Genomic DNA, 24,575 nt, shown 5'->3' with positions numbered 1-24,575 from the left:
TCCTAACCGAGCACCGCGCGCATGGGGGCGATGACGTCGTCGGGCGGCGGGTCGGGCAGCGCCACCGTGCGGTAGCCGTCGACGCGCAGCACCAGGGCGCCGTCGCCGTCGCGCACGGCGCAGTCGAAGCCGCCCCGGCCGTCGCGGCGCACGGTCGCGGTCAGCCCGGCCGCCTCCCGCGGTGCCCCGTTCAGCCGCACCGCGCCGACGTGCAGCGGCAGCGCCAGGTGGCCGTCGGCGCCGGCCTCGAGCAGCCCGACGGTCTGGAAGCACAGCTCGACCAGCCGCGGCGCGGCCAGGACGGGCTCGGCGGCCTGCGCCGGGAGGCCGTCGGCGAACTCCGCGGCCGCGCCGTCGCCCTGCCGCCAGGCCGAGCCGACCACGCGGTAGGCCGGGCCGTGGAAGTACAGCCGGTACACCTCGTCCGGCGTGAGCGCGGGCGTCCGGTCCTCGGCCGGTGGCTCGCGGCCGTCGAGCGCGGGCGGATCGGCCGTCAGCCGGACGCGACCGGTGAAGTGCACGACGCGCTGCGGCTCGTCGGAACCCGGCAGCACGCGCTCGGCCGACAGCCGGCACTCGGCGAGCAGGTCGAGGCCGTCGGGGCGCAGCAGCGCGCTGATCGTCACGGCCCGGGGCTCGTCGCGGTAGAACTTCAGCGGCGCGCGGAAGTCGGCGTTCTCGATGGCGGCGACGTGCAGGTCGGGGGCGAGCAGCCGGGCCGCCTCGGCGAAAGCCTCCATGCCCATCACGCCGGGGAGCACCGCCGTGCCGTCGATGCGGTGGTGGTCGAGGAACGGCCGGGCGGTGGGGTCGAGCACGGTTCGGACGACGAGCCCGTCGTGGACGCCGGCGCGGACGACCTCCCCAACCATGGGGCCCTCCGGCGCGAGGGCCGCCGGGTCGACGCCGCCGGTCTCGTGAAACTCGGCGGCCATCGCGCCCAGCGCGCCCGCCACCACGACCTCGGCGTCGCGCATGCCGGTGGTCATCTCGCGGCGAATCCACGCGACGCCCGCCTCGGCGGGCAGCATCTCCACGCCGGCGGCGGCCATGATCGTCGGGATCGATCCGCGCGCGGCCATGCCGATGCTGCCCCAGGCGGTCCAGTCGATGGCCAGGGTTTTGACCTCGGGGCGGGTGCGGCGCAGGCCGCTCAGCACCTTGCACTGCAGGTCGTTGGCGGCGCTGTAGTCGGTCTGCCCGACGTTGCCGAAGCGCCCGGCCACCGAGCTGAACGCCACGACCGCGCCCAGCGGTACGCCGTCCGCGGCGCGCAGCACGTTGAACAGCCCGTCGCCCTTCACGCCCAGCACCAGGTCGAACTCGCCGGGCTCCTTGTCGGCCAGGGCGTGGCTGATCTCGATGCCGGCGGCGTGCACGAGCACGCCGATGCGCGCGCTGGTGTCGCGCACCTGGGCCATCACCTTGTCCACCGCGGCGGCGTCGGTCAGGTCGACGCTGTGGTAGTGGGCGGTGCCGCCGGCCCGCTCGACGGCCCGCATCGCGGCAAGCGCGGCGTCCAGGCGCTCGAGGCGCGCGAGCTCCCGCTTGATCAGGACCGGTGTGGGCCGCTCGCCGCGCGCGCGCATCCGGTCGGCGAGCTCGGACTCCAGGCCCTTGCGGTCGTCGGCGTAGCGGATCAGGTCCGGGTCGGCGGGGTCGGGCCCGGGCGTCAGGTCGAGCAGGTGGAAGGTGCCGCCGAACGCGGCGGCCAGGTCGGCGACGATCGCCGACACGATGCTGCCGGCGGCGCCGGTGACCACGAAAACCGGCTCCTCGCCCAATATTTCGGTCACCAGCTCGGCCGGCGGCGATTCGGGGAACGGGCGGTCGGCCAGGCCGATGCCCCAGCGCCGGCCGCCGGCGTGGCCGACCTCGACGCAGCCGGGGTCGCGCAGCGTCTCGTCGATGAGGATGTCGGCCAGCGCCGACGTCTTGCGGCTGGCCGGGAAGTCGACCGCCTTGACCAGGGCGTCGGGCCGCTCGCGCCGGTAGGCCTTGGCGAACCCGGTGACCGCGCCGCCCAGCGGGCACGTCGCGCCGGCCTCGTCGTAGCCGTGGTAGCCGCCGAGGCGGGTGGCCACGACCATGAACGGGCTCTGCGCCCACACGTGCCGCATGGCCAGATAGAGGTCGCGGACGCGATGGCGCAGCGCCTTGCGCCAGCCGGTGAGATCCATGTCCGCCAGCGGGCCCTCGTCGTCGAGCGCCGCGAGCCAGTACACGCCGTCAATCACGTTGTCCCCGAGCACCGCTGCGACGTCGTCGGCCGGGTTCAGCGTCAACACCTCGACGCCGAGGCGGGTGAGGCGACTGACCAGCGCGTGGCCGATGCCGCCGTGGTCGGGCATGACGGCCACCCGGCTGCCGGGCCCCAATTCCACGCCGGTCGGCACGCACGCGTCGAGACCGGGGCGCAGCGTGGGCACCGGCACCCGGCGGGGGATCCGGTCGGTGGCGGCGACGTCCCCGGCGATCAAAGGTGACGCGGCGGCAACGGTCGCCGCCGTGTCACCCGGCGCTTTTTTTGGGGTCGCCTCGGCGCTCGCCGGGGAATCGGCGGTCTTGTCGCGGATCCAGCCGACGACGTGGGTGAGGGTGGGGAAGTCGCGCAGTTTGAGGGTGTCGTCGCGGGCGACGCCGTAGTGCTCGCGGATGGCGGCGAAGATCTCGGCCTGTTTGACGGTGTCGACGCCCAGGTCGGCTTCCAGGTCGAGGTCGACGTCCAGCAGGTCGGTCGGGTAGCCGGTGAGCTCGGAGACGATCCCGACGACGGTGCCGGTCAGGTCGTCGCCCGACGCCGGCGCCGGTTCTTCTGCGGGAGCCGGTGTTTGGGCCGCCAGCGGGGACGACGCCGGTGCGCCGGTCTTCTCGCGGATCCAGCCGACGACGTGGGTCAGCGTCGGGAAGTCCCGCAGCTTGAGGGTGTCGTCGCGGGCGACGCCGTAGTGCTCGCGGATGGCGGCGAAGATTTCGGCTTGTTTGACGGTGTCGACGCCGAGGTCGGCCTCCAGGTCGAGGTCGACGTCCAGCAGGTCGGTCGGGTAGCCGGTCAGCTCGGAGACAATCCCGACGACGGTGCCGGTCAGGTCGTCTGCCTCGGTTGCCGGCTCCGGCGCGGATTCGGTTGACCGAGGCGGTGATTGAACGACGGGTGCCGGCGCCGGTTGAGCCGCCGGGGCCGGCGCGGGTTTCGGGGCCATGGCCAAAGGCCCGGTGTCGACCACCCGCAGCCGGTGCTGGACCACCTCCAGGGCGGCGTCGGCGCTGCCGGCCGCCGACGCGAGCCAGCGCCGCCAGGCGTCGCGGTCGACGATCCGGTACTCGTACCCCAGTTCATCGGGCAGGCGGTGGCGGCCGTCGGGCACCGGCGTCCAGCGCAGCAGCGTCATCGCGATCTGTGAGCCGAACCCGGCGCCGAGCCGCAGCGCGTACTGGACGGGGTAGGTTCCACCGGTCGACAGGTTCAGGTGCCCCAGCTCGGGGTCGGGTTCCTTGTAGTTGGGCACCGGCGGGACGATGCCGGTCTCCAGGCTCTTGATCGCGACGACGTCCTCGACGCCGGCGCCCATCGCATGGCCGGTGAAGCCCTTGGTGTTGGTGATCACCAGCGCATCGGCGTCCGGCCCGAAAACCCTGCGCAGCGCGTGGATTTCGGCGGCCGCGCTGCCGCCTCGGGCCGGCGTGTACGTCTCGTGCGAGACGAACTCGGTGCTCGCCGCGATGGCGTGCCGGTCAACGCCGCGGGCCTCGGCCTGGGTGATCAGCTTCTCCATGACGGCGCCGATGTGGTCGACGTCGAGCCGGGTGCCGTGGAAGGCGCTGTTGGCGGTCACCGTGCTCAGCACCTCGCAGATCGGTTGCAGCCCGCGTTCGGCCGCGGCCTCGGCGGACTCCACGACGAACGCCGCGGCGCCCATGCCCAGGATCATCCCGTGGCGGCGCTGGTCGAACGGCGTGGCCGCCTCCTCGACGATGTCGTCGGTGGCCGCCGCGCCGGAGGCGAGGAATCCGGACGCCAGCCAGGGCAGCAGCGCGTCGGAGCTGGCGTCGTCGGCGGACACCACGACCACCCGCCGGCAGCGCCCGGTGCGAATCCAGTCCTCGGCCACCGACACGGCCTGCGTGGTGCTGGCGCAGGCGGCGTTCACCTGTGTGTTGGGTCCGCGCGCGCCGATGATCTCGGCGAACTGCGAGTGGCCCATCGACAGGCAGCGGAAGATGAACCGCCGGTCGAATTCGAAGGGGTGCGTTTCGATTTCGTGGCGCAGTTCGTGGATGCGCCGGTCGAGCTCGGTGGCGACGCCGTCGTCACCGTTGGCCCGGGCGCGCACCGCCTCCAGCGCCGCCAGCTGCTCGCGGTTGGCCCGGTCGACGTAGTAGCGCTCGAGGTCGCGGGCGAAGTTGTCCATGCCGGGGAACGCGGAGGCGAAGATGACGCCGGTGTCGTCGCGCATCGACTCCGGCAGCGCCCACCGGTCCGGCAGCTGCGTGCCCAGGGTCGTGGTCTTGTAGTGCAGCACCAAGGGGATGCCGGCGTCGCGCAGCGCGTCGAATCCCGCCCCGATCGCGAGCCGGGTCGTCGAGTCCAGCGCGCCGTCGCGGGCCTCGTCTACGCCGAATTCGCTGACCACGTCCAGCGGCGCGGCGCGGCCCGCCAGCTTGACGACCTGGGCCTCGTTGTCGATCGCCTCGAACGTGGGATCGCCCGACGCCCGTTTCACCAGCCGGGTGATGTGCCGGTCGACCATGTCGCGCCGCAGGTGGTGGGGGATCGCGTCGATGAACTGCTGGCCGTCGAGGATCCGGGTGATGTTGTCGTCGTCGAAGACCCGCTCGACGCCGGGCAGCCCGAGCGCCGCGCCGGTGATCACCACCGATCCGGTGGCGACCGGGCGCGCGGCCCCCGAAAGCCCCGGGGCGCCGCCGGGCAGGCCGTGTTCCACAACGTCGAGGACGCGGCGACCCAGCTCGGCGTACTGCTGGTCGGTGATCTGAGCGGTCATGGCATTCCTCGGTGATTCAACGGGTTTCGGCTGCGGCGCGGCGGCGGCTGGCGGCGCGGCGTACCCCAGCCCCGCGGCATAGAGCCCGCACAGCGCCTGGTTGAACGAGGCGACGTCGCCGGTCTTCGGGTGGTTGGTGAACAGCGCCAGCACGTCCCCGGCGTCGCCCAGCACGTCCTCGACGAACCCGTGCAGCGCCTTCTTCGGGCCCACCTCGACGAACACCCGCGCGCCCGCCGCATACAGGGTGCGCAGCCCGTCGATGAACTGGACCGGCGACGCGACCTGGCGGCCGAGCAGGTCGAGCATGGTGTCGACGTCGGCGTGGGCGGGATAGAAGTCGCCCGTCACGTTGGCCACGATCGGCAGGCTGGGCGGGTGCGCGTCGAGCCGGCGCAGCACCGCCTTGAGCGGCTCGCTGACGGGCGCCACGATCGCGGTGTGGAACGCGTGGCTCACCGGGATGCGCGACGCGTTGACCCCGGCGGCGCGGAACGCCTCGACGGCCCGGTCGACGGCGTCGGTGGCGCCGCCGATGACCGCCTGGCTCGTGCTGTTGACGTTCGCGATGACGACGTAGCCGTCGGTCTCGGCGACGACGCGCTCGATTTCGGCCAGCGGGGCGAACACGGCGGCCATCGCGCCGTTGTCCTCGACCGACAGGCTCGCCATCTCCCGGCCGCGCGCGCTCACCGCCTCCAGGGCGGCCTCGAACGTCAGCGCGCCGGCGGCCACCAGGGCCCCGTACTCGCCGAGGCTGTGGCCCATCACCATGTCGGGACGCACGCCGTACGCGTCGAGCATCCGCGTCAGGGCCAGGTCGGTGGTGAGCACCGCCGGCTGGGTGATCTCGGTCTGCATCAGCTGCTGCTCGAGCCGCCGGGCGTTCGACTCGTCGGCGGTGTCGGCGAAGATGTACTCGGTCAGCGGCTTGCCCAGCAGCGGCCGCATCACTCGGTCGGCCTCGTCGAACGTCGCCGCCACGATCGGCTCCCGGCGGCGGAGCTCGGCGAGCATGTTCACGTACTGGGAGCCCTGGCCCGTGTAGAGGAACGCGACCTTGCCGGGCGCGCCGCGCCCCACGAACACCCCCTGGGCGCGCAGCACCTTCCAAAGTGCTTGACTGCCTGCGGGATTCGCGCCGCGCAGCGCCTGGGCGGCCTTGGTGGCCTTGGCCGCCAGCTCTGCGGTGTCGGCGTAGTCGATGGCCACCCGCACCGGGGCGGCGGCGGCCAGCGCCGGGTCGGGCGGCCCGGGTTCGGGTGCCCGCCCGGCGGCCGCGTCGGCGGCCAACCGCTCGAGCCGCGCGGCCACGTCGGCGTCATCGGCGCCGCCCACCACTGCCGCGCCCCGCAGCGGCGCCTTGCGGGCGGCCGCGCCCAGCGGGGCGTCGCGCCGGACGTCCGCGCCCGGGAACGATCGCGCCGCGTCCGGCGGCCGGTGCCGCCCGGGCACGTACTCCTCCAGGACGGCGTGAAAGTTGGTGCCGCCGAATCCGAAAGCGCTCACGCCGGCGCACCGCGGCCCGCCGTCGGACCCCGGCCACTCCCGCAGCTGGGTGTTGACGCGGAACGGGATCTCGTCCCAGTCGACGTTCTCGTTGGGGTGCTCGAAGTGCAGGCTCGGCGCGAGCACCTTGTCGTGCAGGCTCAGCACGGTCTTGAGCAGGCCGGCCGCGCCGGCGGCCCCCTTGAGGTGGCCGATGTTCGACTTCACCGACCCCAGCGCGATCGATCCGCTCGCGGCCCCGGCCTTCCCGAAGACGTCGGTCAGGCTGCCCAGCTCGGTGGCGTCGCCGACGCGCGTGGAGGTGCCGTGCGCCTCGACGTAGGACGCGTGCGCGGGGTCGACGCCGGCGACCTGCCACGCCCGCTCGACCGCCAGCCGCTGCCCGACGGGATTGGGCGCGGTGATGCCCTTGCCGCGCCCGTCGCTGGACCCGGCCATGCCGAGCAGCACCGCGTAGATCCGGTCGCCGTCGCGCTCGGCGTCACTCAACCGCTTGAGCACGAAAAGCGCTGCGCCCTCGCCCATCACGAAGCCGTCGGCGCCGGCGTCGAAGGGGCGGGTGCCGGTGGCCGACAGCGCGCCGATCTTGCAGAACTTGACGAAGCCGGGCGGGTCCATGTTGCGGTCGACGCCGCCCGTGACCACGGCGTCGAAGTCGCCGGCCTGCAGCCCGCGCACGGCGGACGACATGGCGGCCAGCGCCGAGGCGCAGGCGGCGTCGGCGCTGAAGTTGGGTCCGCGGAAGTTGAACAGGTTGGCCACCCGCCCGGCGATGACGTTCGCCAGTTCGCCCGGCATGGTGTCCTCGGTGATCTCCGGCAGGCTGGCGACGAAGGACGCGTGGGTTTCGGCGAGGACGGCGTCGCGGACCTCGGGGGGCAGCGCGGCGAAGGACGGCGCGGCGCTCAATTCCCTGGCAAAGGAGGGGAATTGGATGCGCAGGTTGCTGCGGTGCTGCTTGTCGCCGCCGATCGCGTTGCCGATGATGACCGCCACGCGCTCGGGATCCACCGTCCAGTCCGGCCAGCCGGCGTCGAGCAGCGCGGAACGGGTGCCGGCGACGGCCCACTGCTGACCGCCGTCCATCTGCGCGCTCACCGCCGGGGGGATCGGCAGCTTCCACGCCAGCGGCTCCCAGGCGAAGTCGCGGACCCAGCCGCCGATGCGGGAGTACGTCTTGTCCGGCGCGTGCGGGTCGGGGTCGTAGTACAGCTCGGGGTCCCACCGCTCGGGAGGCACGTCGCTGATGCTGTAGCGGCCAGATTTGATGTTGCCCCAGAATGTTTCCACATCGGGCGCGTCGGGCATGATCGCGCTGACGCCGACCACCGCGATGGGTTCCGGTGCCGAGAGGTTCATGTCACGCCTGCCTTCCGTACAGCGCGTCCGCGACCAGGTTCATGTCGGCGAGCAGTCCGGCCTGCGCGGCGCGCACCCGGTCCAGCGGCAGTGCGGCGCCCAGGTCGGCGTCCGTGCCGGCCCCCGACACCCACCGCAGGCCCTCCTCGGCGACCTTGAGCGCAGCCTCCCGGGCGAACACGCGGGCAACGGCGGCCAGCGCGGCGGGCGCGAAGCGGGTGTCGGCCTTCTCGGGCAGGGCCCCGTCGGCCGCCGCCGCGGCGCGGCGGGCGAGCGCCCCGGCGCATTCGGCGTAGGCGGTCAGTTCGCCGAGGCGAAGCAGGACGTGCTGGTTGCGGGTCAGGTGGCCCACGCGGCAGGCCTCGAGGACCGCGGCCAGGCACTCCAGGGCGAGCGCGGCGGTGGGGCCGCCGAATTCGTTTGCCACGCCGCCGAGTTCGCGCGCCCTGTCGCGGTAGTAGGCCCCGGACGTCTTGAGGTGCTGCTGCCAGCGGTCGCGGGCGATCGTCATCTCCAGGATCTCGGAGGTGCCCTCGTAGATCATGGTGATGCGCACGTCGCGCTTGATCTTCTCCACCATGTAGTCGCGGGTGTAGCCGTACCCGCCGTGCGCCTGGATCGCCGCCTCGGCCGCCGCGTTGCCGGCCTCGGTCGCCAGGTACTTGGCGATCGCCCCCTCGGTGTTGAGCGCGCCGCCCGCGCCCTCGCCGGCGTCGATGCGCGCGGCGGTCTCCTCCAGGAAGGCGCGCGCGGCCTCCAGCCGCACCGCGTGCGGCACGATCAGCTTGTGGGTGAAACCCTGCTTGCTCGCCAGCGGCGCGCCACCCTGAATGCGGTTGAGCGAGTAGGTGATCGCGCGGTCCAGTGCGCTCCACCCGCCGCCCAGGCCGAACGCGCCGACCATCACCCGGGTGTAGCCGAACACCTGCTGGGCCTGGGTCAGGCCGCGGCCCTCCTCGCGCCCGACGAGGTTCTCGGCCGGCACCACCACGTCGTCGAGGAACAGCGCCGCGGTGTTCGACAGCCGGATGCCGTGCTTGTCCTCGGGCGCCGCCGCCGAGAACCCCTCGGTGTTGCGCTCCACGACGAACCAGGACGGGCCGCCGGGCGCCAGCGCCAGCACGGAGTAGACGTCGGCGATCGAGCCGTTGCTGATCCACTGCTTGCGCCCGTTGATCCGGTAGCCCGTCACCTGCCCGTCGGTCTCCACCGGGGTGGCGGTCGTCTTCATGGCGCCCAGGTCGCTGCCCGCGTCGGGCTCGGTGGCGCCGTAGGCGAACAGGATGCCCTCCTCGGCGATGCGGCCCAGCCACTGGATGCGCTGCTCGTCGGTCGCGCCGATCAGGATCGGGTCGGAACCCAGGAACGTAGCGAAAACCGCCGTGGCAAGCCCGATGTCGATCCGGGCCAGCTTCTCGCACACCCGGTAGGAGTCGAACGCCCCGCCGCCGAGCCCGCCGTATTCCTCGGGGACGAACACGAGTTGGACGCCGAGGTCCTCGCCGCACATCGCGCGGACGGTCTCCTCGGGGCAGACGTCCTCGTGGTCGAGTTCGAGCAGGCGCTCGTCCGGTAGGGCGGCGGCGACGAACTCCTGCAGCGAGTCCAGCATCATGTCGAGGGTCTCGCGGTCGAGGCCGACGGTCGCGGTCATGTCTTCTCCTCCGATGTGGTGTGTCCGTGCCCTATCCGGCGAATCTGACGGTGCCCCCGGGGGTCAGGCGCTTGACCTGACCCCGGCACTCGACGTCGATCTCGCCGGTTCCCCGGGGGTCGACGCTGATGACCACGCCCTTGCCGCTGACCCGCAGGTGCAGGTGCAGGCCGCGGTAGTGGATCGGGATGGCCAGTTCGCCAAGCGTTTCCGGCCAGTGCGGGTCGAGGATGATGCGCCCGCCGCGGGTCTCCAGCCCGGTGAAGCAGCGCTGCATCAGGTCGACGCTGCCGGCCATCGCCGCCAGGTGGATGCCCTCGGAGGTGGTGCCGCCCTGGATGTCGGCGACGTCGGAGTTCAGCACCTCGCGGAAGAACTCGGTGGCACGGTCGCGGTTGGCCCGGGCCAGCACCCAGCTGTGCACCACGCCCGACAGCGTGGAGCCGTGCGACGTGCGGGCCAGGTAGTAGTCGACCATCCTCGGCACCTGCTCGGAGGTGAACCGGTAGCCGAGCCGGTCGAGGACCTCGCGCAGCTCGGTCGACGACATCAGGTACAGCAGCATCAGCGCGTCGGCCTGCTTGGATGCCCTGTAGCGGTTGATGTCGTCGCCCTCCGCCTCGAGGATGCGGTCCAGACGCTGGATGTTGCCGTACGTCTCCCGGTAGTGGTCCCAATCCAATTCGGCCAGTTCGCCGTATCCCTCGAACTGGCTGATCACGCCCTCGTGGAACGGCACGAACATCCGCCGGCTGACGTCGTTCCAGTGGGCGAGCTCGTCGTCGCGCAGCCGCAGCTTCTCCCGCAGGTCCAGCAGGTTCGGCAGGGGCAGCAGCTCCAGCGCGTCCAGGGCGCGCATGATGACCCAGACCGCCATCACGTTGGTGTAGGCGTTGTTGTCGATGCCGTCGTACGGCGCCTCGGGGTATCCGGAGTGGAACTCGTCGGGCCCAATGACCCCGCGGATGCTGTAGCGGCCCCGCTCAGGGTCGAAAGTCGCCCTGCTGACCCAGAATCGGGCGATCTCGCCCAGCAGCTCGGCGCCGTAGTCGATCAGGTACGCCAAGTCCCCGGTGGTCTGGTAGAACTTCCACGCGTTGTAGGCGACCGCGATCCCGATGTGGTGCGCGCGGGCGCTGGCGTCGGGATTCCACCGGCCGCTGCGCGGATTGAGGTGCAGCCGTTGGCTTTCCTCGCGGCCGTCGCTGCCCGACTGCCACGGGAACATGGCGCCGGCGTAGCCGGCCTCCCGCGCGGCGCGGCAGGCCTCCGGCAGCCGCCGGTGGCGGTAGAGCAGCAGCGACCGGGTGATCATCGGGAAGCGCAGGTTCAACACCGGGAAGATGAACAGCTCGTCCCAGAAGATGTGGCCGCGGTAGGCCTCGCCGTGCAGGCCGCGCGCCGGCACCCCGACGTCGAGGTCGGCGCAATTGGGCGACACCGTCTGCAGCAGGTGCAGCATGTGCAGCCGCAGCACGCGCAGTTCGTCGGTGAATTGGTCGAATTCGATCGACGAGCGCTCCCACAGGTGGCTCCAGGTGGTCAGGTGCCGGTCCAGGACCTCGTCGAACGGGCCGAGCCCGGCCAGCCAGCGCTGGGCCGCGTCGGCCGGCTGGGAGGTCGCGACGTCGCGGCCCGTGAACAGGGTGACCATCTTCTCGACGGCCAATTTCTCACCCGCCGACAGCGTGACGTCGATGTCGTGACCGATCTCCGCGCCGTCCTCGACCAGCCGGTACGTGGCGTCGGCGCCCGGGGGGAAGTGGGTACCGTTGCGCCACAAAGTGGTTCGTGCGGCCAGGGCGATCGGGATCCGCGACTGGTTCGTCTGGACCTCCAGAAGCACCGAGTCGTCGGCGATCTCGCGCTTTGCGAGCAGATCCAGGTGCCGGTCGGACAGGTCGCGGTAGCGTTCGACCAAACAGTTGCGCACGTTGCCGTCCAGCGTCGAGCGCACCGTGAGCGTGCCCGACCAGTCCTCGGCCCGGATCGTCGTGGCCAGCCCGGCCACGTGGGGGGCGTGCATGGCGACGAAACGCCGTTGTGTCAGCGTGGTGGTCCGCCCGGCGCCGTCGCGGAAGCGCACGTCCCGGGTGAGCACCGCGCCCCTGGTCTCCAGGGTCTGCCGGTAGGACAGCACGGTGACGTCGTCGATGTCGAACCAGTCGCCGCAGTCGACGCGGAAGGTGAGGGGCAGCCAGTTGGGAAGGTTGACCAGGCTCTCGTTGTCGATGGTGACACCCGAGACGGTGTCGAACAGGCGGTTGTACACCCCGGCCGCGTACGTGCCCGGATAGTGCACCTGCCCCGCCTTGGATTCCGGCGCGGCTCCCCGGGTGGCGAAGTAACCGTTGCCCACGGTGCACAGCGCCTCGCGCAGCTTCTCGGTGGCCGGGTCGTATCCGTCGAAGCCGAATTTCCAGGCCTCGGTTGACGTCTGGTGCGTGTAGGCCAGCCACCGCGAGCCCATCTCGAGCACCTCGCCCACCTCGTCGGGACCGTCGAGGACGAACCGCGCGGCCGTCCGTCGGTCGCCGTCGGTGTTGTGGCGCACGGCGATTCCGACGCCGCCGAGTTGCACCGCGTCGAACGCGTCCTCGTCGACGAGGTCGCCGCCGATGTAGATCGGGATCAGCGACCGCGGCTTGTCCACGTGGGAGCGGATCCACGCCAGCCTGGTGCCCTCGTCCCACGCGACGTTCGGCCGCAACTCGACCAGGCCGTGACCGGGACAGATCTGCAGCTTGTTCTTCTTGCCGATCCGGTGGGTCGTCGCGACGATGTCGTCGATGTGCTCGGCGGCCGCCGCGGGATAGTGGACCGCGACGGCGAAGCGCTTGTGTATCAACTGCATTCCGGGAATGCCGGACAGGATGTCGCGCAGCTTCTCCGCGGCGTCGGCCAGGACGGGGACCGCAGCCGCCGCGCCGTCGTGTTCGTGGTGGGTACCGTCCGGTCCGAGCAGTTCGAACCCGTGGTTGCCCGCGTACCAGACCTCGGGTATCCCCACCCGGTCGCGGATGTCGGCGACGTCGCGGCCGCTGATGACGACGACGGGGGACAACGCGGCGAGGTTCCCCAGCGCCTGGGCGGCCTTCTGGATGCGCGCGTCCGCGCCCGGGTCCGCGACCGCCTGGGGCAGCACGACGTCGTAGTTGAGGAAGAGCACCGATTCGCGGCCGATGGCGATCCCGGCAAGCTGCCCGTACGCTTCCAGCGCGTTCGGGATCTCGGAGATCCGCTTGTCCCCGGTGCGCACCGCGATGTCGGCCAGATCGTTGACCACGACGTCGGCGTCGGCCTCGGGCCGTGCGTCGGATCCCTCGACGCCGACGACGAGGGCGAATCCCGCGTCCCGCCCCGCGGCGAGCCCCGCCTGGTTGTCGCCCACGACCACCGCGCGGTGGGCCCGCACGCCGAGGGCGTTCGCCGCCGCCCGGACGTCCGGGGCGTCCCGCAGGACGACCAGTCCCGCGTCGGCGCCGGCCGGCCCGTCACCTTGCGCGTCGCGCCCGGCCGCCTCGATGAAGACGTCGAGCAGGCCGTCACCCATCCCGTCGGCGCTCCAAAGATGATGGCCCTCGGCCAAAGGCGCGTGGGCGGCCGCGGCGACACCGGCCTCGGCCAGTTTGCGGGTCAGCGTGACCATGGCCGCGAGCAGCGGGACGTCGCGGTCCAGCAGCTCGGCGTACAGCCGCCGCTGGCGGTTCGCCAGACCGCATATCGTGTCGTCGCCGGCGTCCGATGCCGCGCCGAAGGGCAGGGTGATGCCCCGCGACGTCAGAAAGGCGGCGACGCCGTCGGGTCCGGGTTTGCCATTCAGGTGCCGGTCGTAGTCGGCGTCGGTGAACAGGGAGTGGTCCTCTCCCCGAAAAGTCGGCCTGAGCACCATGTAGTCGTTGAAAAGCGAAGCCCAGGACTGCCGTTGGATGGACGCGGCGTCCCTGAGCACCCCGTAGAGGTCGAAGATCACCGCGTCGTAGTAGCGCGGGTCGATGACAACCGGTGGGTTCAATTCACAACTCCCTGGACCGTTTCCCCGTGACCCCCGCCGGCATCGTTGGCCTGGGACTCATTGCAGCTGCGCCGCCTCCTTTTCCAGTTCGAGAATCTGGCGGGTGGTCTTCACCACCACGTCGGGGTTCAGGCTGATCGAGTCGATGCCGGTGCGCACGAGGAACTCGGCCATGTCGGGGTAGTCCGAGGGCGCCTGACCGCAGAGCCCGGAGTGAATCCCGTTGCGGCGGCAGCCCTCGACCGCCAGCCGGATCATCTCCTTGACCCCGGGGTCGCGTTCGTCGTAGTCGAAGGCCACGATCTCGCTGTCCCGGTCGACGCCCAGGGTGAGCTGGGTCAGGTCGTTGGAGCCGATGGAGAACCCGTCGAAACGCTTGGCGAACTCGTCGATGAGGATGACGTTGTTGGGGATCTCGCACATCGCGTACACCTTGAGGCCGTTCTCGCCGCGGCGCAGGCCGTGCTTGGCCATCTCCGCCAGGACCAGGTCCGCCTCGGCCACCCGGCGCACGAACGGCAGCATGAGCACGACGTTGGTCAGCCCCATCTCTTCGCGCACCCGCTTCATCGCCCGGCACTCGAGCGCGAAGCCCTCGGCGTAGGCCGGGTGCGCGTAGCGGGAGGCGCCGCGGAACCCGATCATCGGGTTGCTCTCGGCCGCCTCGAAACCGCTGCCGCCCACCAGGCTGGCGTATTCGTTGGTCTTGAAGTCGGACATCCGGACCACCACCGGCTTGGGCCAGAAGGCGGCGGCGATCGTGCCGATTCCCTCCGACAGGCGCTCGACGAAGAACTCGGCGCCGTCCGAGTACGCGTAGGTGAGCCGTTCGATGATCCGCCGGGCCTCGGGGTCCGCCACCTTCTCCGGGTTCAGCAGGGCGAGCGGGTGCACCCGGATGTATTCGTTGATGATGAACTCCATCCGGGCAAGTCCCACACCGTCGTTCGGAAGGAACGACGTCTTGAACGCCAGGTCCGGGTTGCCGAGGTTCACCATGATCTCCGTGCGGGGGCGCTCGAGGTCGGACACCTCCGTTTCCTCGACGTGGAAGCCCACCTCGCCGCGGTAAACGCGGCCGGTGTCGCCCTCCACGCACGAGACCGTGACGAGGGTGCCGTCCGGCACGCTGGTGGTCGCATCACCCGCGCCGACGACCGCGGGGATGCCCAGTTCGCGGGCGATGATCGCCGCGTGGCAGGTGCGCCCGCCGCGGTTGGTGACGATCGCGGCCGCGGTCTTCATGACCGGCTCCCAGTCCGGTGTGGTGGTGTCGGCCACCAGGACCTGGCCGGGCTGGAAGTCCGACAGGCGCTCGAGGTGGTCGATCTTGTTGGCCACGCCCGAGGCGATCCGCTCGCCGACCGACCGCCCCTCGGTGAGCACCTCGCCCCTGCCCTCCAGCACGTAGGTCTGCAGCTTTGTCGAACTGCGCTGCGAGGCAACGGTCTCCGGACGAGCCTGCACGATGTAGAGCTTTCCGTCGAGTCCGTCCTTGGCCCACTCGATGTCCATCGGCCGGCCGTAGTGCCGCTCGATGGCGCAGGCGTAGCCGGCCAGCTCGAGGACGTCGGTGTCGTTGACGCAGAAGCGGGCGCGGTCCGCCTTGGGGGTCGGGATGTTGCGGGTCGTGTCTTTCGTCCCGCCCTCGACGAAGACCATCTTGATGGCCTTGTCGCCGACCAGGCGGCGCAGCACGGCGCGGTGGCCGGCCAGGTAGGTCGGCTTGTGGACGTAGAACTCGTCGGGGTCGACGGCGCCCTGCACGACGTTCTCGCCGAGCCCGTAGGCGCCCGTCACGAAAACGACGTCGCCGAAGCCGGATTCGGTGTCGATGGTGAACATCACCCCCGAGGAGGCGAGGTCGGAGCGCACCATCTTCATCACGCCGATCGACAGCGACACCTTGAAGTGGTCGAAGCCCTGGTCGATGCGGTAGTGGATGGCCCGGTCGGTGAACAGGCTGGCGAAGCAGCGGCGGCAGGCGTCGAGCAGGCTCTCGACGCCGGTGATGTTGAGGAAGGTTTCCTGCTGGCCGGCGAAACTGGCGGTCGGCAGGTCCTCGGCCGTCGCGGAGCTGCGCACGGCGAGGCTGACGTCTTCGCCGTACTCGTCCTGGAGCTTGCGGTAGGCGGCCGTGATCTCGGTGGCCAGGTCGTCGGGAAGGCCTGCGCCGTAGACGATTTCGCGGGCGCGTTTGCCTTTGCGCGCCAGCGCGGCGACGTCGTCGGGGTCGAGGTCGTCGAGCTCGGCGTGCAGGGCGTCCCAGGCCCCGGTCCGGTCCAGCATGTGCCGGTAGGCCTGCGCCGTGGTGGCGAACCCGTGCGGGACGCGCACGCCCTCGCCGGACAGCTTCTGGTACATCTCGCCGAGCGAGGCGTTCTTCCCGCCCACCAGCGGCACGTCGGCGATGCCGATCTCTTCGAAGAAGCGGATGTAGGTCAAGTCGCTCATGGTGTGTTCCTCCATCGTTTCAAGGTCTTTTCAGGTCTGTTCAGTAGGTTTCGTAGATGCCGCTGTTGGCCTTTCGCATCGCCCAGACGTAGTCCGCGCGTTCCCGGGCCGCCGAGTCCGGGACCCCGGGGGCCGCGAGCAGCCCCCGCACCTCGCCGAGGTGCCGGAAACCCTTGCGGCGCATCCAGTCGCCCAAGTCGCGCAGCAGCACGGCCGCGTACTCGGGGCCGTGGCGCAGCAGTGCCGAGGCCGTCTGGACGACATCCGCCCCGGCGAGCAGGTACTTGGCCACGTCGCTCGCCGTCTCGACTCCGGTGCTGGCTGCCAGCGATGCGCGTACCCGTCTGTGCAGCAAAGAGATCCAGGTCAGCGGCAGGCGCGTGTCGGCGGGTGTGGAGAGCGCGACGGTACGCACCGTGCCGAGCGTCTCGGGATCGATGTCGGGCTGCAGGAAGCGGTTGAACAACACCAGGCCGTCGGCGCCCGCGGCGTCCAGCCGGTGCGCCATCTCGGCGGTCGAGCTGAAGTAGGGGAGCAGCTTGACCGCGACCGGGATGCTGGCCGCGTCTTTGACTTCCGCCAGCACGTCGAGGTGCCGCTCCTCCACGGCACGGCCCGCGACGGTGGCGGCGGCCGAATCGCCGGGTAGGTAGTAGACGTTCAGCTCGATCGCCGCCGCGCCGGCGTCCTGCATCCGGCGGGCGTAGTGCGCCCAGCTGCCGGGCGCCGACGCGTTGACGCTGCCGATGACGGGAATGTCGACCGCGGCGACCGCGCGCTCGAGGAGGCGCAGGTACCGCACCGCGCCACCGCCGTTCTCGATCGTCGCCGGGAAGTACGTGAGCGACTCGGCGAAGCTGTCGCTGCCCTGCGCGGCCATCCGCTGGTTGAGGGCGGCCTCCCGGCGCAGCTGCTCCTCGAACAGCGAATACAGCACCACCGCACCGACACCCGCACGGGCCAGCCGCCGCACGCCGTCGACCGAGCGGCTGAGCGGTGACGCCGACGCCAATAAGGGTGTGTGCAGCCTCATCCCGAGGTAGTCGGTGGACAGGTCCATCAGCCCTCCCTTCGCGGCGTCGAAGGGGATCCCGCGTCGGCGGGAAATTCGTGCGGGGCGCGGGAGGCCATGTCCTCGTAGACCTTCCAGCGCTGGTCGACCGACTCCTGCGCCAGCGCCAGCAGGCGGTCGGCCTCGTCGGGGTCGGAGTCGGTGAGGCTGCGGTAGCGCAGTTCGCTGTTGCGGTAGTCGGCGAGCGGGAGCCGCGGCCGGTGCGAGTCCAGCAGGAACGGCGGGTTGCCGCTGGCGCGCAGCACCGGGTCGTAGCGGATCAACGGCCAATGCCCGCTGTCCACCGCGCGGTGCTGCTGGTCGAGGCCGTGGCGCATCTCGAGGCCGTGCGCGATGCAGTGGCTGTAGGCGATGATCAGCGACGGGCCCTCGTAGGCCTCGGCCTCCCGGAACGCCAGCAGCGTCTGCTGCGGATCGGCGCCCATCGCGACCCGCGCGACGTAGACGTTGCCATACGAGATGGCCTGCAGCGCCAGGTCTTTCCGGGGCACCGTCTTGCCCCCGGCGGCGAACTTGGCCACCGCGCCCAGCGGGGTGCTCTTCGACATCTGCCCGCCGGTGTTGGAATACACCTCCGTGTCGAGCACCAGCACGTTGACGTTGTTGCCGCTGGCCAGCACGTGGTCGAGGCCGCCGGCGCCGATGTCGTAGGCCCAGCCGTCGCCACCGACGATCCACACGCTGCGGCGCACCAGATGGTCGATGACGCTGCGCAACTCGTCGGCGGTCGCCGGGTCCAGCCGGTCGAGCCGGCCACGCAGTTCGGCCACCCGCAGCCGTTGCTCGTGCAGTTCGGACTCGCGCCGCTGCGGGGCGTCCAGGATGGCGTCGACGAGGTCCGCGCCCAGGGCATCGCGCGCTTCGGCGAGCCGCCGGCGGGCCTGCCCGAGATGGGCGTCGGCGGCCAGCCGCAGGCCCAGCCCGAATTCCGCGTTGTCCTCGAACAGCGAATTCGACCAGGCCGGACCGCGCCCCTCGGCGTTGACCGTCCACGGCGTGGTGGGCAGGTTGCCGCCGTAGATGGACGAGCAGCCTGTCGCGTTGGCGATCACCACGCGGTCGCCGAAGAGTTGCGACAACAGCTTGAGGTACGGCGTCTCCCCGCACCCCGCGCATGCGCCGGGGAACTCGAACAGCGGCTGCAGGAACTGTGTGCCACGGACGGTGCCGAAGTCGACCATCGAGCGGTCGGGCGGCGGCAGGGTTTCGAAGAACGCGATGTTCTCGCGCGCGGCGGCGACCAGCGGCTCGCGCGGCGCCAGGTTGATGGCCTTTCGCACCGGCGTGCCGGGCAGCACGGCCGGGCACGCCTCGACGCACAGGTCGCAGCCCGTGCAGTCCTCGGCGTACACCTGCAGGGTGTAGCGGGTGTCGGGCAGGCCGACCGCGTTCAGCGGCGCGGAGGGGAACGTCGCGGGCGCGTCGCCGAGCCGGTCGGTGTCGTAGAAGGTGGTGCGAATGACGCTGTGCGGGCACACGAATGCGCAGTTGCCGCACTGGATGCAGGTGTCGGGGTCCCACACCGCGACGAGGTCGGAGATGTTGCGCTTCTCGTAGGCGGCCGTGCCGGTGGGGTAGGTGCCGTCGACGGGGAGCGCGCTGACCGGCAGCGCGTCGCCGCGCCCCGCGATCATCTCGCCGGTGACGCTGCGCACGAAGTCGGGGGCGTCGGCCGGCACGGGCGGGTCCAGGAGCCGGGTGGAAGTCGCCGCCTCGGGCACCGCCACCCGGTGCAGTCCGGCGAGCGCGCGGTCGACCGCCTCGACGTCGCGGGCAACCACGTCCGCGCCCTGCCCCGCATAGGTTTTGGCGATGCTGTCCTTGATCTTCGCGACGGCCTTGTCGACGGGCAGCACGCCGGCGATCGCGAAGAAACAGGTCTGCAGGACGATGTTGATGCGCCCGGCCAGTCCGACCTCGCGCGCGATCTTTCCGGCGTCCACCACGTACAGCCGGATCTGCTTGTCGATGATCTGCTTCTGCACCGCGCCGGGCAGCCGGTCCCACACCCGCTCGGGCGGGCGGGAGCTGTTGAGCAACAGCGCGGCGCCGGGGGCGGCGCGGCTCAGGACGTCGACCTTGTCGAGGAAGCGTTGATGGTGGCAGCCGACGAAGGACGCCTGCTGCACCAGGTACGGCGCGCGGATCGGTGCCGGCCCAAACCTCAGGTGCGAAACCGTCTGCGAACCCGACTTTTTCGAGTCGTAGACGAAATAGCCCTGCGCGTAGACGTTCTCCTCGCCGCCGAGGATCTTGATGGTGTTCTTGTTGGCGCCGACGGTGCCGTCCGAGCCCATGCCGAAGAACACCGCGCTGGTGACGCCGGGTTGTTCGAGGTCGAAGCCGGCGTCCCAGCCGATGCTCGAGGCGCTCACGTCGTCGTCGATGCCCACGGTGAACCGGTCGCGCGGCCGCTCGCGGGCCAGCTCGGCGAACACCCCGGCGACCATGGCCGGCGTGAATTCCTTGGAGGACAACCCGTAACGGCCCCCGACCACCGTCGGCAGCTGCGACCGTTCGCCGTCGCGGCAGGCGCCGGCCAGCGCCGCGACGACGTCGAGATACAGCGGCTCGCCCTGCGACCCGGGTTCCTTGGTGCGGTCCAGCACCCCGACGACGCGGACGGTCGGCGGCAGCGCGGCGAGCAGCGCCCGGGTGGGGAAGGGCCGGTACAGCCGAACCTGGATGACCCCGACCCGTTCGCCGCGCGCGGCCAGCGCCGTCACCGTCTCGGCCGCGGTCTGCCCGCCCGATCCCATCAGGACGACGGCCCGCTCGGCCTCGGGATGCCCCGCGTACTCGACGATGTGCATTCCCCGCCCGGTGCGCCGGCCGAGCTCGTCCATCAGGCCCTCGACCACCTCGGGCACCCGCGCGTAGAACGGGTTGACCGTCTCGCGGGCCTGGAAGTAGGTGTCGGGGTTCTGCGCGGTGCCGCGGATGAACGGCCGCTCCGGGGACAGCCCGCGGGCCCGGTGCGCCAGCACCACCTCCTCGGGGACCAGGGCCCGCAGGTCGTCGTCGCTAAGCGATTCGATCGTGTTGAGCTCGTGGGAGGTGCGGAAGCCGTCGAAGAAGTGCACGAACGGCACCCGGGTGCGCAGCGTGGCCGCCTGGGCGACCAGGGCCAGGTCGTGGGCCTCCTGCACCGACGCCGACGCCAGCAGCGCGAAGCCGGTCTGCCGCACCGCCATCACGTCCTGGTGGTCGCCGAAGATTGAAAGCCCCTGGGCCGCAATCGATCGCGCCGCGACGTGGATCACCGCCGAGGTCAGTTCGCCGGCGATCTTGTACATGTTGGGGATCATCAGCAGCAGGCCCTGCGACGAGGTGAACGTCGTCGCCAGCGCCCCGCCCTGCAGGGCGCCGTGCAGCGCGCCCGCCGCGCCGCCCTCGCTTTGCATCTCGATCACCGACGGCACCGTGCCCCAGACGTTGGCGCGGTGCCGGTTCGACCAGTCGTCGGCCAGCTCGGCCATGGGCGACGAGGGCGTGATCGGGTAGATGCAGCACACCTCGTTGAGGCGGTAGGCGACCGACGCCGCCGCCTGGTTGCCGTCGACGGTGGTGCGTGTCATCGCGCCTCTAGAACCGTCTCGGGGACCATGTCGATCGCGTGCACCGGGCACTGCTCGTAGCAGGTGCCGCACCCGGTGCAGCGGTCGTAGTCGAAGCGGTAGCGGTGGCCGGGGCCGAGCTTGATCACCGCGTCCTCCGGGCAGGCGCCCAGGCAGCCGTCGCACTCGAAGCAGTTGCCGCACGAGAGGCACCGGCCGGCCTCGAACGCCGCCGCCTCGGCGGACAGTCCGCCGACCACCTCGTCGAAACCGCTGATCCGTTGGGCCGCAGGGAGTTCGGGTTCCGACCGGCGCGACGCGTCGCCGAAGTACCACGGATGCAGCAGGTCGAACCCGGCGGTCGGGTGCTTCGGCGGGCGCATCCCGTCCCCGCCGCGCAGCCACGCGTCGATGTGGTGGGCCGCCTTCTTGCCGTGGCCGACGGCGACCGTGACGGTGCGTTCGCAGGGCACCATGTCGCCGCCGGCGAACACGCCCGGGCAGCCGGTCATCAGCGACGGCGACACCCGGACCGAACCGTCGCGGTCGAACTCGACGCCGGGCAGGCTGCGCATGAACGCCGACTCGGTCTCCTGGCCCAGCGCCATGATCACGGTGTCGGCCGCGAGCGTCTCGAATTGCCCGGTGGGCGTGGGACGCCCCGACTCGTCGAGCCGCATGAGCTCGACCCGCAGCTCCGGGCCGTCGAAGGCCGTGATCGTTCGCAGCCAGTTGATCCGCACGCCCTCGCGCTCGGCCTCGGCGACCTCGTGTTCATGGGCCGGCATCTGCGCGGCGGTGCGGCGGTAGATGATGACGGCGTCCTCGGCGCCCAGCCGGCGCGCGACCCGGGCGGCGTCCACCGCGGTGTCGCCGCCGCCGTAGACGGCGACGCGGCGGCCCACCTCCGGGGTGTCGCCCGAGGCGACGGCGCGCAGGAAGGTGACGGCGTCGAGCAACGAGCTTGCGTCGGCGGCGGGGATGTCCACCCGCTTGGCGAGGTGGGCGCCGACGGCGACGAACACCGCGTCGAACCCCCCGGCGTCGCGTTCGGCGGCCAGGTTGTCGACCCGGTGCCCGCAGGTGAATTGCACGCCCAGCGCCGCGATGCGGTCGATCTCGGCGTCGAGCACGTCGCGCGGCAGCCGGTATTGGGGGATGCCGTAACGCATCATCCCGCCGGGCTGCGCGCCCGAGTCACGAACCTCCACCCGGTGACCGAGCCGGGCCAGGTGATAGGCGGCCGACAGCCCGCTGGGCCCCGCCCCGATCACCAGCACCCGCTTGCCCGTCGCCGGCGCGGGCGGCGCGAATCCCCAGCCGCGGGCGCGGGCGGTGTCGCCGAGCAGCCGCTCCACCGCATGGATCGACACCGAGGAGTCCAGACGTGCCCTGTTGCAGACGGATTCGCACGGGTGGTAGCAGACGCGGCCGTGGATCGCGGCGAAGGGGTTGTCGGCGGTCAGCTGCCGCCAGGCCTCCTCCAGGCGTCCCGCCCGCGCGTGCGCCAGCCACGCCTGGATGTTCTCGCCCGCCGGGCATCCCGCGTTGCACGGCGGCAGCAGGTCGACGTACACCGGCCGGCGTTCGCGGACCGGGCCGGTGCGCGGCCGGTCGTGCAGCAGGTCTGGCAGCGCGGTGAGGTCGGCGTGTGCGACGGCGGCGAAAGCGTCTGCCTCGCCGTCGAATTGATCGCCCGTCACCCCGCACACGATATGACCGGGCGCGCGGCCGCACAGCCGCCGTTTGGCCTCAGAACATGAGGACTTACGACCCTGCCGTCAGGGGCACTCCGGCGCGGACAGTAGCGGGATGGAGCAACTGACCGCACTGGATGCCGGCTTCCTGGAGGTGGAGGATTCCGACCCGCACGTGAGCCTGGCGGTCGGCGGCGTGTCGATTGTCGAGGGCCCGGCGCCCGCCTTCGACGAGTTCGTCGCCGCCTTCGCCGAACGCGTCGCGTCCATGCCGCGGTGCAGCCAGGTGCTGCGGACGCATCCGCTCGATCTGCGCCCGCCCGAATGGGTCGACGACCCGCACTTCGACCTGAGGCGCCACTTGCACCACGTCGCCGTGCCGCAGCCCGGCGGTGACGCCGAGCTGTTCGAGATGGTCGCGACGATGATGGAGCGCCGGCTCGATCGCAAGCGCCCGCTCTGGGACTGCTGGATGATCGAGGGCCTCAGCGACAACCGGTGGGCCGTGCTGACCAAGGTCCACCACTGCATCGCCGACGGGATCGCGACCGCGCAGATGCTGGCGAGATTTAGCGACGGGGGAGCCGACGAAGACGGAAGCGGCTCCTTCGCCACCAAGATCCACGGCAGCAAGCAGCCGGCCAGCCGCGGCGTGAGCCTGCCGGCGAAGGGGCCGGGGCTCAACCCGCTGAAGGCACTGACCTGGATCGGCGCGGCGGCGCGGGGCGCGCTGGGGGTGGCGACCGCCGCCGAGCACGCGGCGCTGGGCATGGCCGAGCTGACGGCGAGCCTGCTGCATCCGGCGCCGTCGTCGTCGCTCAACGGGCCGGTCACCTCCATGCGGCGCTACAGCGCCGCCCGCGTGCGGCTGTCGGACCTGAAGAAGGTCAGCCGCGCGTTCGGTGTGACGCTCAATGACGTTGCGCTGGCGGCCATTACCTCCAGCTACCGCCAGATGTTGCTGGACCGTGGCGAGCGGCCGAGCCGCAACTCGCTCCGCACGCTGGTTCCTGTGTCGGTGCGCGCGGCCAACCAGTTCGGTATGACCGACAACCAGGTCTCGGCGATGCTGCCGCTGCTGCCGGTCGACGAGGGCGACCCGGTCGAGCAGTTGCACCTTGTGCACGACCGGCTCGCCCGGGCCAAGGCCAGCGGCCAGAGCGAAGGCGGCAACGCGGCGCAGTCGGCGGCGAGGGCCGCCCCGTTTGCGTTGTCCGCGTGGGCCATTCGGCTACTGTCCCGGTTGCCGCAGCGGGCGGTCGTCGCGCTGGCCACCAACGTGCCCGGCCCGCGGGGCCACCAGACGCTGATGGGCCGCCGGGTGCTCGAGATCCTGCCCATCCCCCCGATCGCGCTGCAGGTGCGCACGGGCATCGCGATGGTCAGCTACGCCGACACGTTCGTCTTCGGCATCACGGCCGACTACGACACCGCGCCGGACATCGACGCGCTGGCCGCGGGGATCGAGCGCGGGGTCGCCCAACTCGTCGAGGCGGCCCGCACGCGGCGGCGCAAGCCCGCCCGGGGGCGCGCCACACCCAAGGGCGCCTGAGCGCGCGCCGTCATTCGTCGTCGGCGCGGCGCACGCGCCGATGCGCGGTCAGCAGCAGGTGATCGAACTCCGATCGCGAGTCGAGCCCTACCCCGCGGTTGCGAAAGTCCTCGGCGATCTGCTCGGCAAGCGGCCGTAGCTTGATGTTCGCTTCCTGCGACAGCCAGCGCAGCAGGTCGAACGCGGCGCCTTCGTCGATGCCGTAAACCAGCATCAGCATGCCCTTGGCCTGCTCGATGCCGGCGCGGTTCTCGCTGATCTTGGCCAGCCGGTCGGTGACCATCTGTTCCTGGTCGTGCCGCGCCCGCGCCTCCGGCTGGGTGACATCGATGTAGAAGCCGTGCGTCCCGACGACCTCGCCGTCGTCGTCGAGGAGCCGGTCGCCCACGACCACTACGTCGCGCACCGTCCCGTGCGTGTCGACGATCCGGTGGCGGGTGCTGAACGCCTCGCGGGTGTTGAGAATCTGGTCGATGGTGGCCGCAACCTGCCCGCGGTCGTCGGGGTGCTTGTGGGAGAGCACCAGCTCGGTGGTCGGCGTTACGGTGCCCGGCGCGTACCCGTGCATGAGCTGCACCTGTTCCGACCACTCCCAGCGCTGGTCGGGGAAGTGGAACCGGAACCAGCCGGCGGGCCGCCCGACACCGCCGGCGAGGGCCGTCTCCACGTCGGCCGTTTGGCCGTTGAGATGCCAATCCAT

At 71.4% G+C, this 24,575-nt stretch carries 9 protein-coding genes; 1 reads left to right on the top strand and 8 read right to left on the bottom strand.

The genetic code is table 11. From position 1 onward, the window contains the following. Nucleotides 1-2: 2 nt before the first annotated feature. The 7 genes from GPY60_RS00100 to GPY60_RS00070 are packed head-to-tail and all read right to left on the bottom strand — an operon-like array spanning nt 3 to nt 22,329. Nucleotides 3-7,874, bottom strand: coding sequence for a type I polyketide synthase (locus GPY60_RS00100; protein WP_156685536.1), 7,872 nt, complete (start codon nt 7,872-7,874; stop codon nt 3-5). A gap of 1 nt (nt 7,875) precedes the next feature. After that, nucleotides 7,876-9,528 (bottom strand): acyl-CoA dehydrogenase family protein, encoded by a 1,653-nt coding sequence (locus GPY60_RS00095; protein WP_156685535.1) that lies wholly within the window; start codon nt 9,526-9,528, stop codon nt 7,876-7,878. Nucleotides 9,529-9,559: 31 nt separating this feature from the next. After that, nucleotides 9,560-13,543, bottom strand: coding sequence for a trehalose-phosphatase (otsB, locus tag GPY60_RS00090; protein WP_197283474.1), 3,984 nt, complete (start codon nt 13,541-13,543; stop codon nt 9,560-9,562). Between the two features lie 57 nt (nt 13,544-13,600). After that, entirely contained in the window at nt 13,601-15,997 is a 2,397-nt protein-coding gene (gene ppsA, locus GPY60_RS00085; RefSeq protein ID WP_156685534.1) for a phosphoenolpyruvate synthase, read from the bottom strand. A 40-nt stretch (nt 15,998-16,037) separates the two neighbouring features. Continuing rightward, nucleotides 16,038-17,057 carry a dihydroorotate dehydrogenase-like protein gene (locus tag GPY60_RS00080; RefSeq protein WP_156685533.1) on the bottom strand — a complete coding sequence of 340 codons (1,020 nt, stop codon included), beginning with the start codon at nt 17,055-17,057 and terminating at the stop codon, nt 16,038-16,040. Further along, a complete protein-coding gene (gene nifJ, locus GPY60_RS00075; RefSeq protein WP_156685532.1) occupies nt 17,057-20,647 on the bottom strand; it encodes a pyruvate:ferredoxin (flavodoxin) oxidoreductase in 3,591 nt (1,196 codons plus the stop codon). Before nifJ ends, GPY60_RS00080 begins: the two co-directional genes overlap by 1 nt. Next, nucleotides 20,644-22,329, bottom strand: a complete 1,686-nt coding sequence (locus GPY60_RS00070) for an NAD(P)-binding protein (protein WP_156685531.1) — start codon at nt 22,327-22,329, stop codon at nt 20,644-20,646. The genes nifJ and GPY60_RS00070 overlap by 4 nt, the downstream gene beginning before the upstream one ends. Nucleotides 22,330-22,438: 109 nt before the next feature. On the opposite strand from GPY60_RS00070, the gene GPY60_RS00065 reads away from it, so the two are divergent. Then, nucleotides 22,439-23,875: a WS/DGAT/MGAT family O-acyltransferase gene (locus tag GPY60_RS00065; RefSeq protein WP_156685530.1), complete on the top strand. Its 1,437-nt coding sequence runs from the start codon at nt 22,439-22,441 to the stop codon at nt 23,873-23,875. 10 nt (nt 23,876-23,885) lie between these two features. On the opposite strand, the gene GPY60_RS00060 is transcribed toward GPY60_RS00065, so the two are convergent. Next, nucleotides 23,886-24,575 (bottom strand): PAS and ANTAR domain-containing protein, encoded by a 690-nt coding sequence (locus GPY60_RS00060; RefSeq protein ID WP_156685529.1) that lies wholly within the window; start codon nt 24,573-24,575, stop codon nt 23,886-23,888.

Origin of the sequence: Mycobacterium sp. Marseille-P9652 (assembly GCF_902652685.1) — a bacterium.
In the GTDB taxonomy this organism is placed as follows: domain Bacteria; phylum Actinomycetota; class Actinomycetes; order Mycobacteriales; family Mycobacteriaceae; genus Mycobacterium.
Note: the sequence above shows the minus strand (reverse complement) of the source record. Positions and strands in the feature narration are given on the sequence as shown.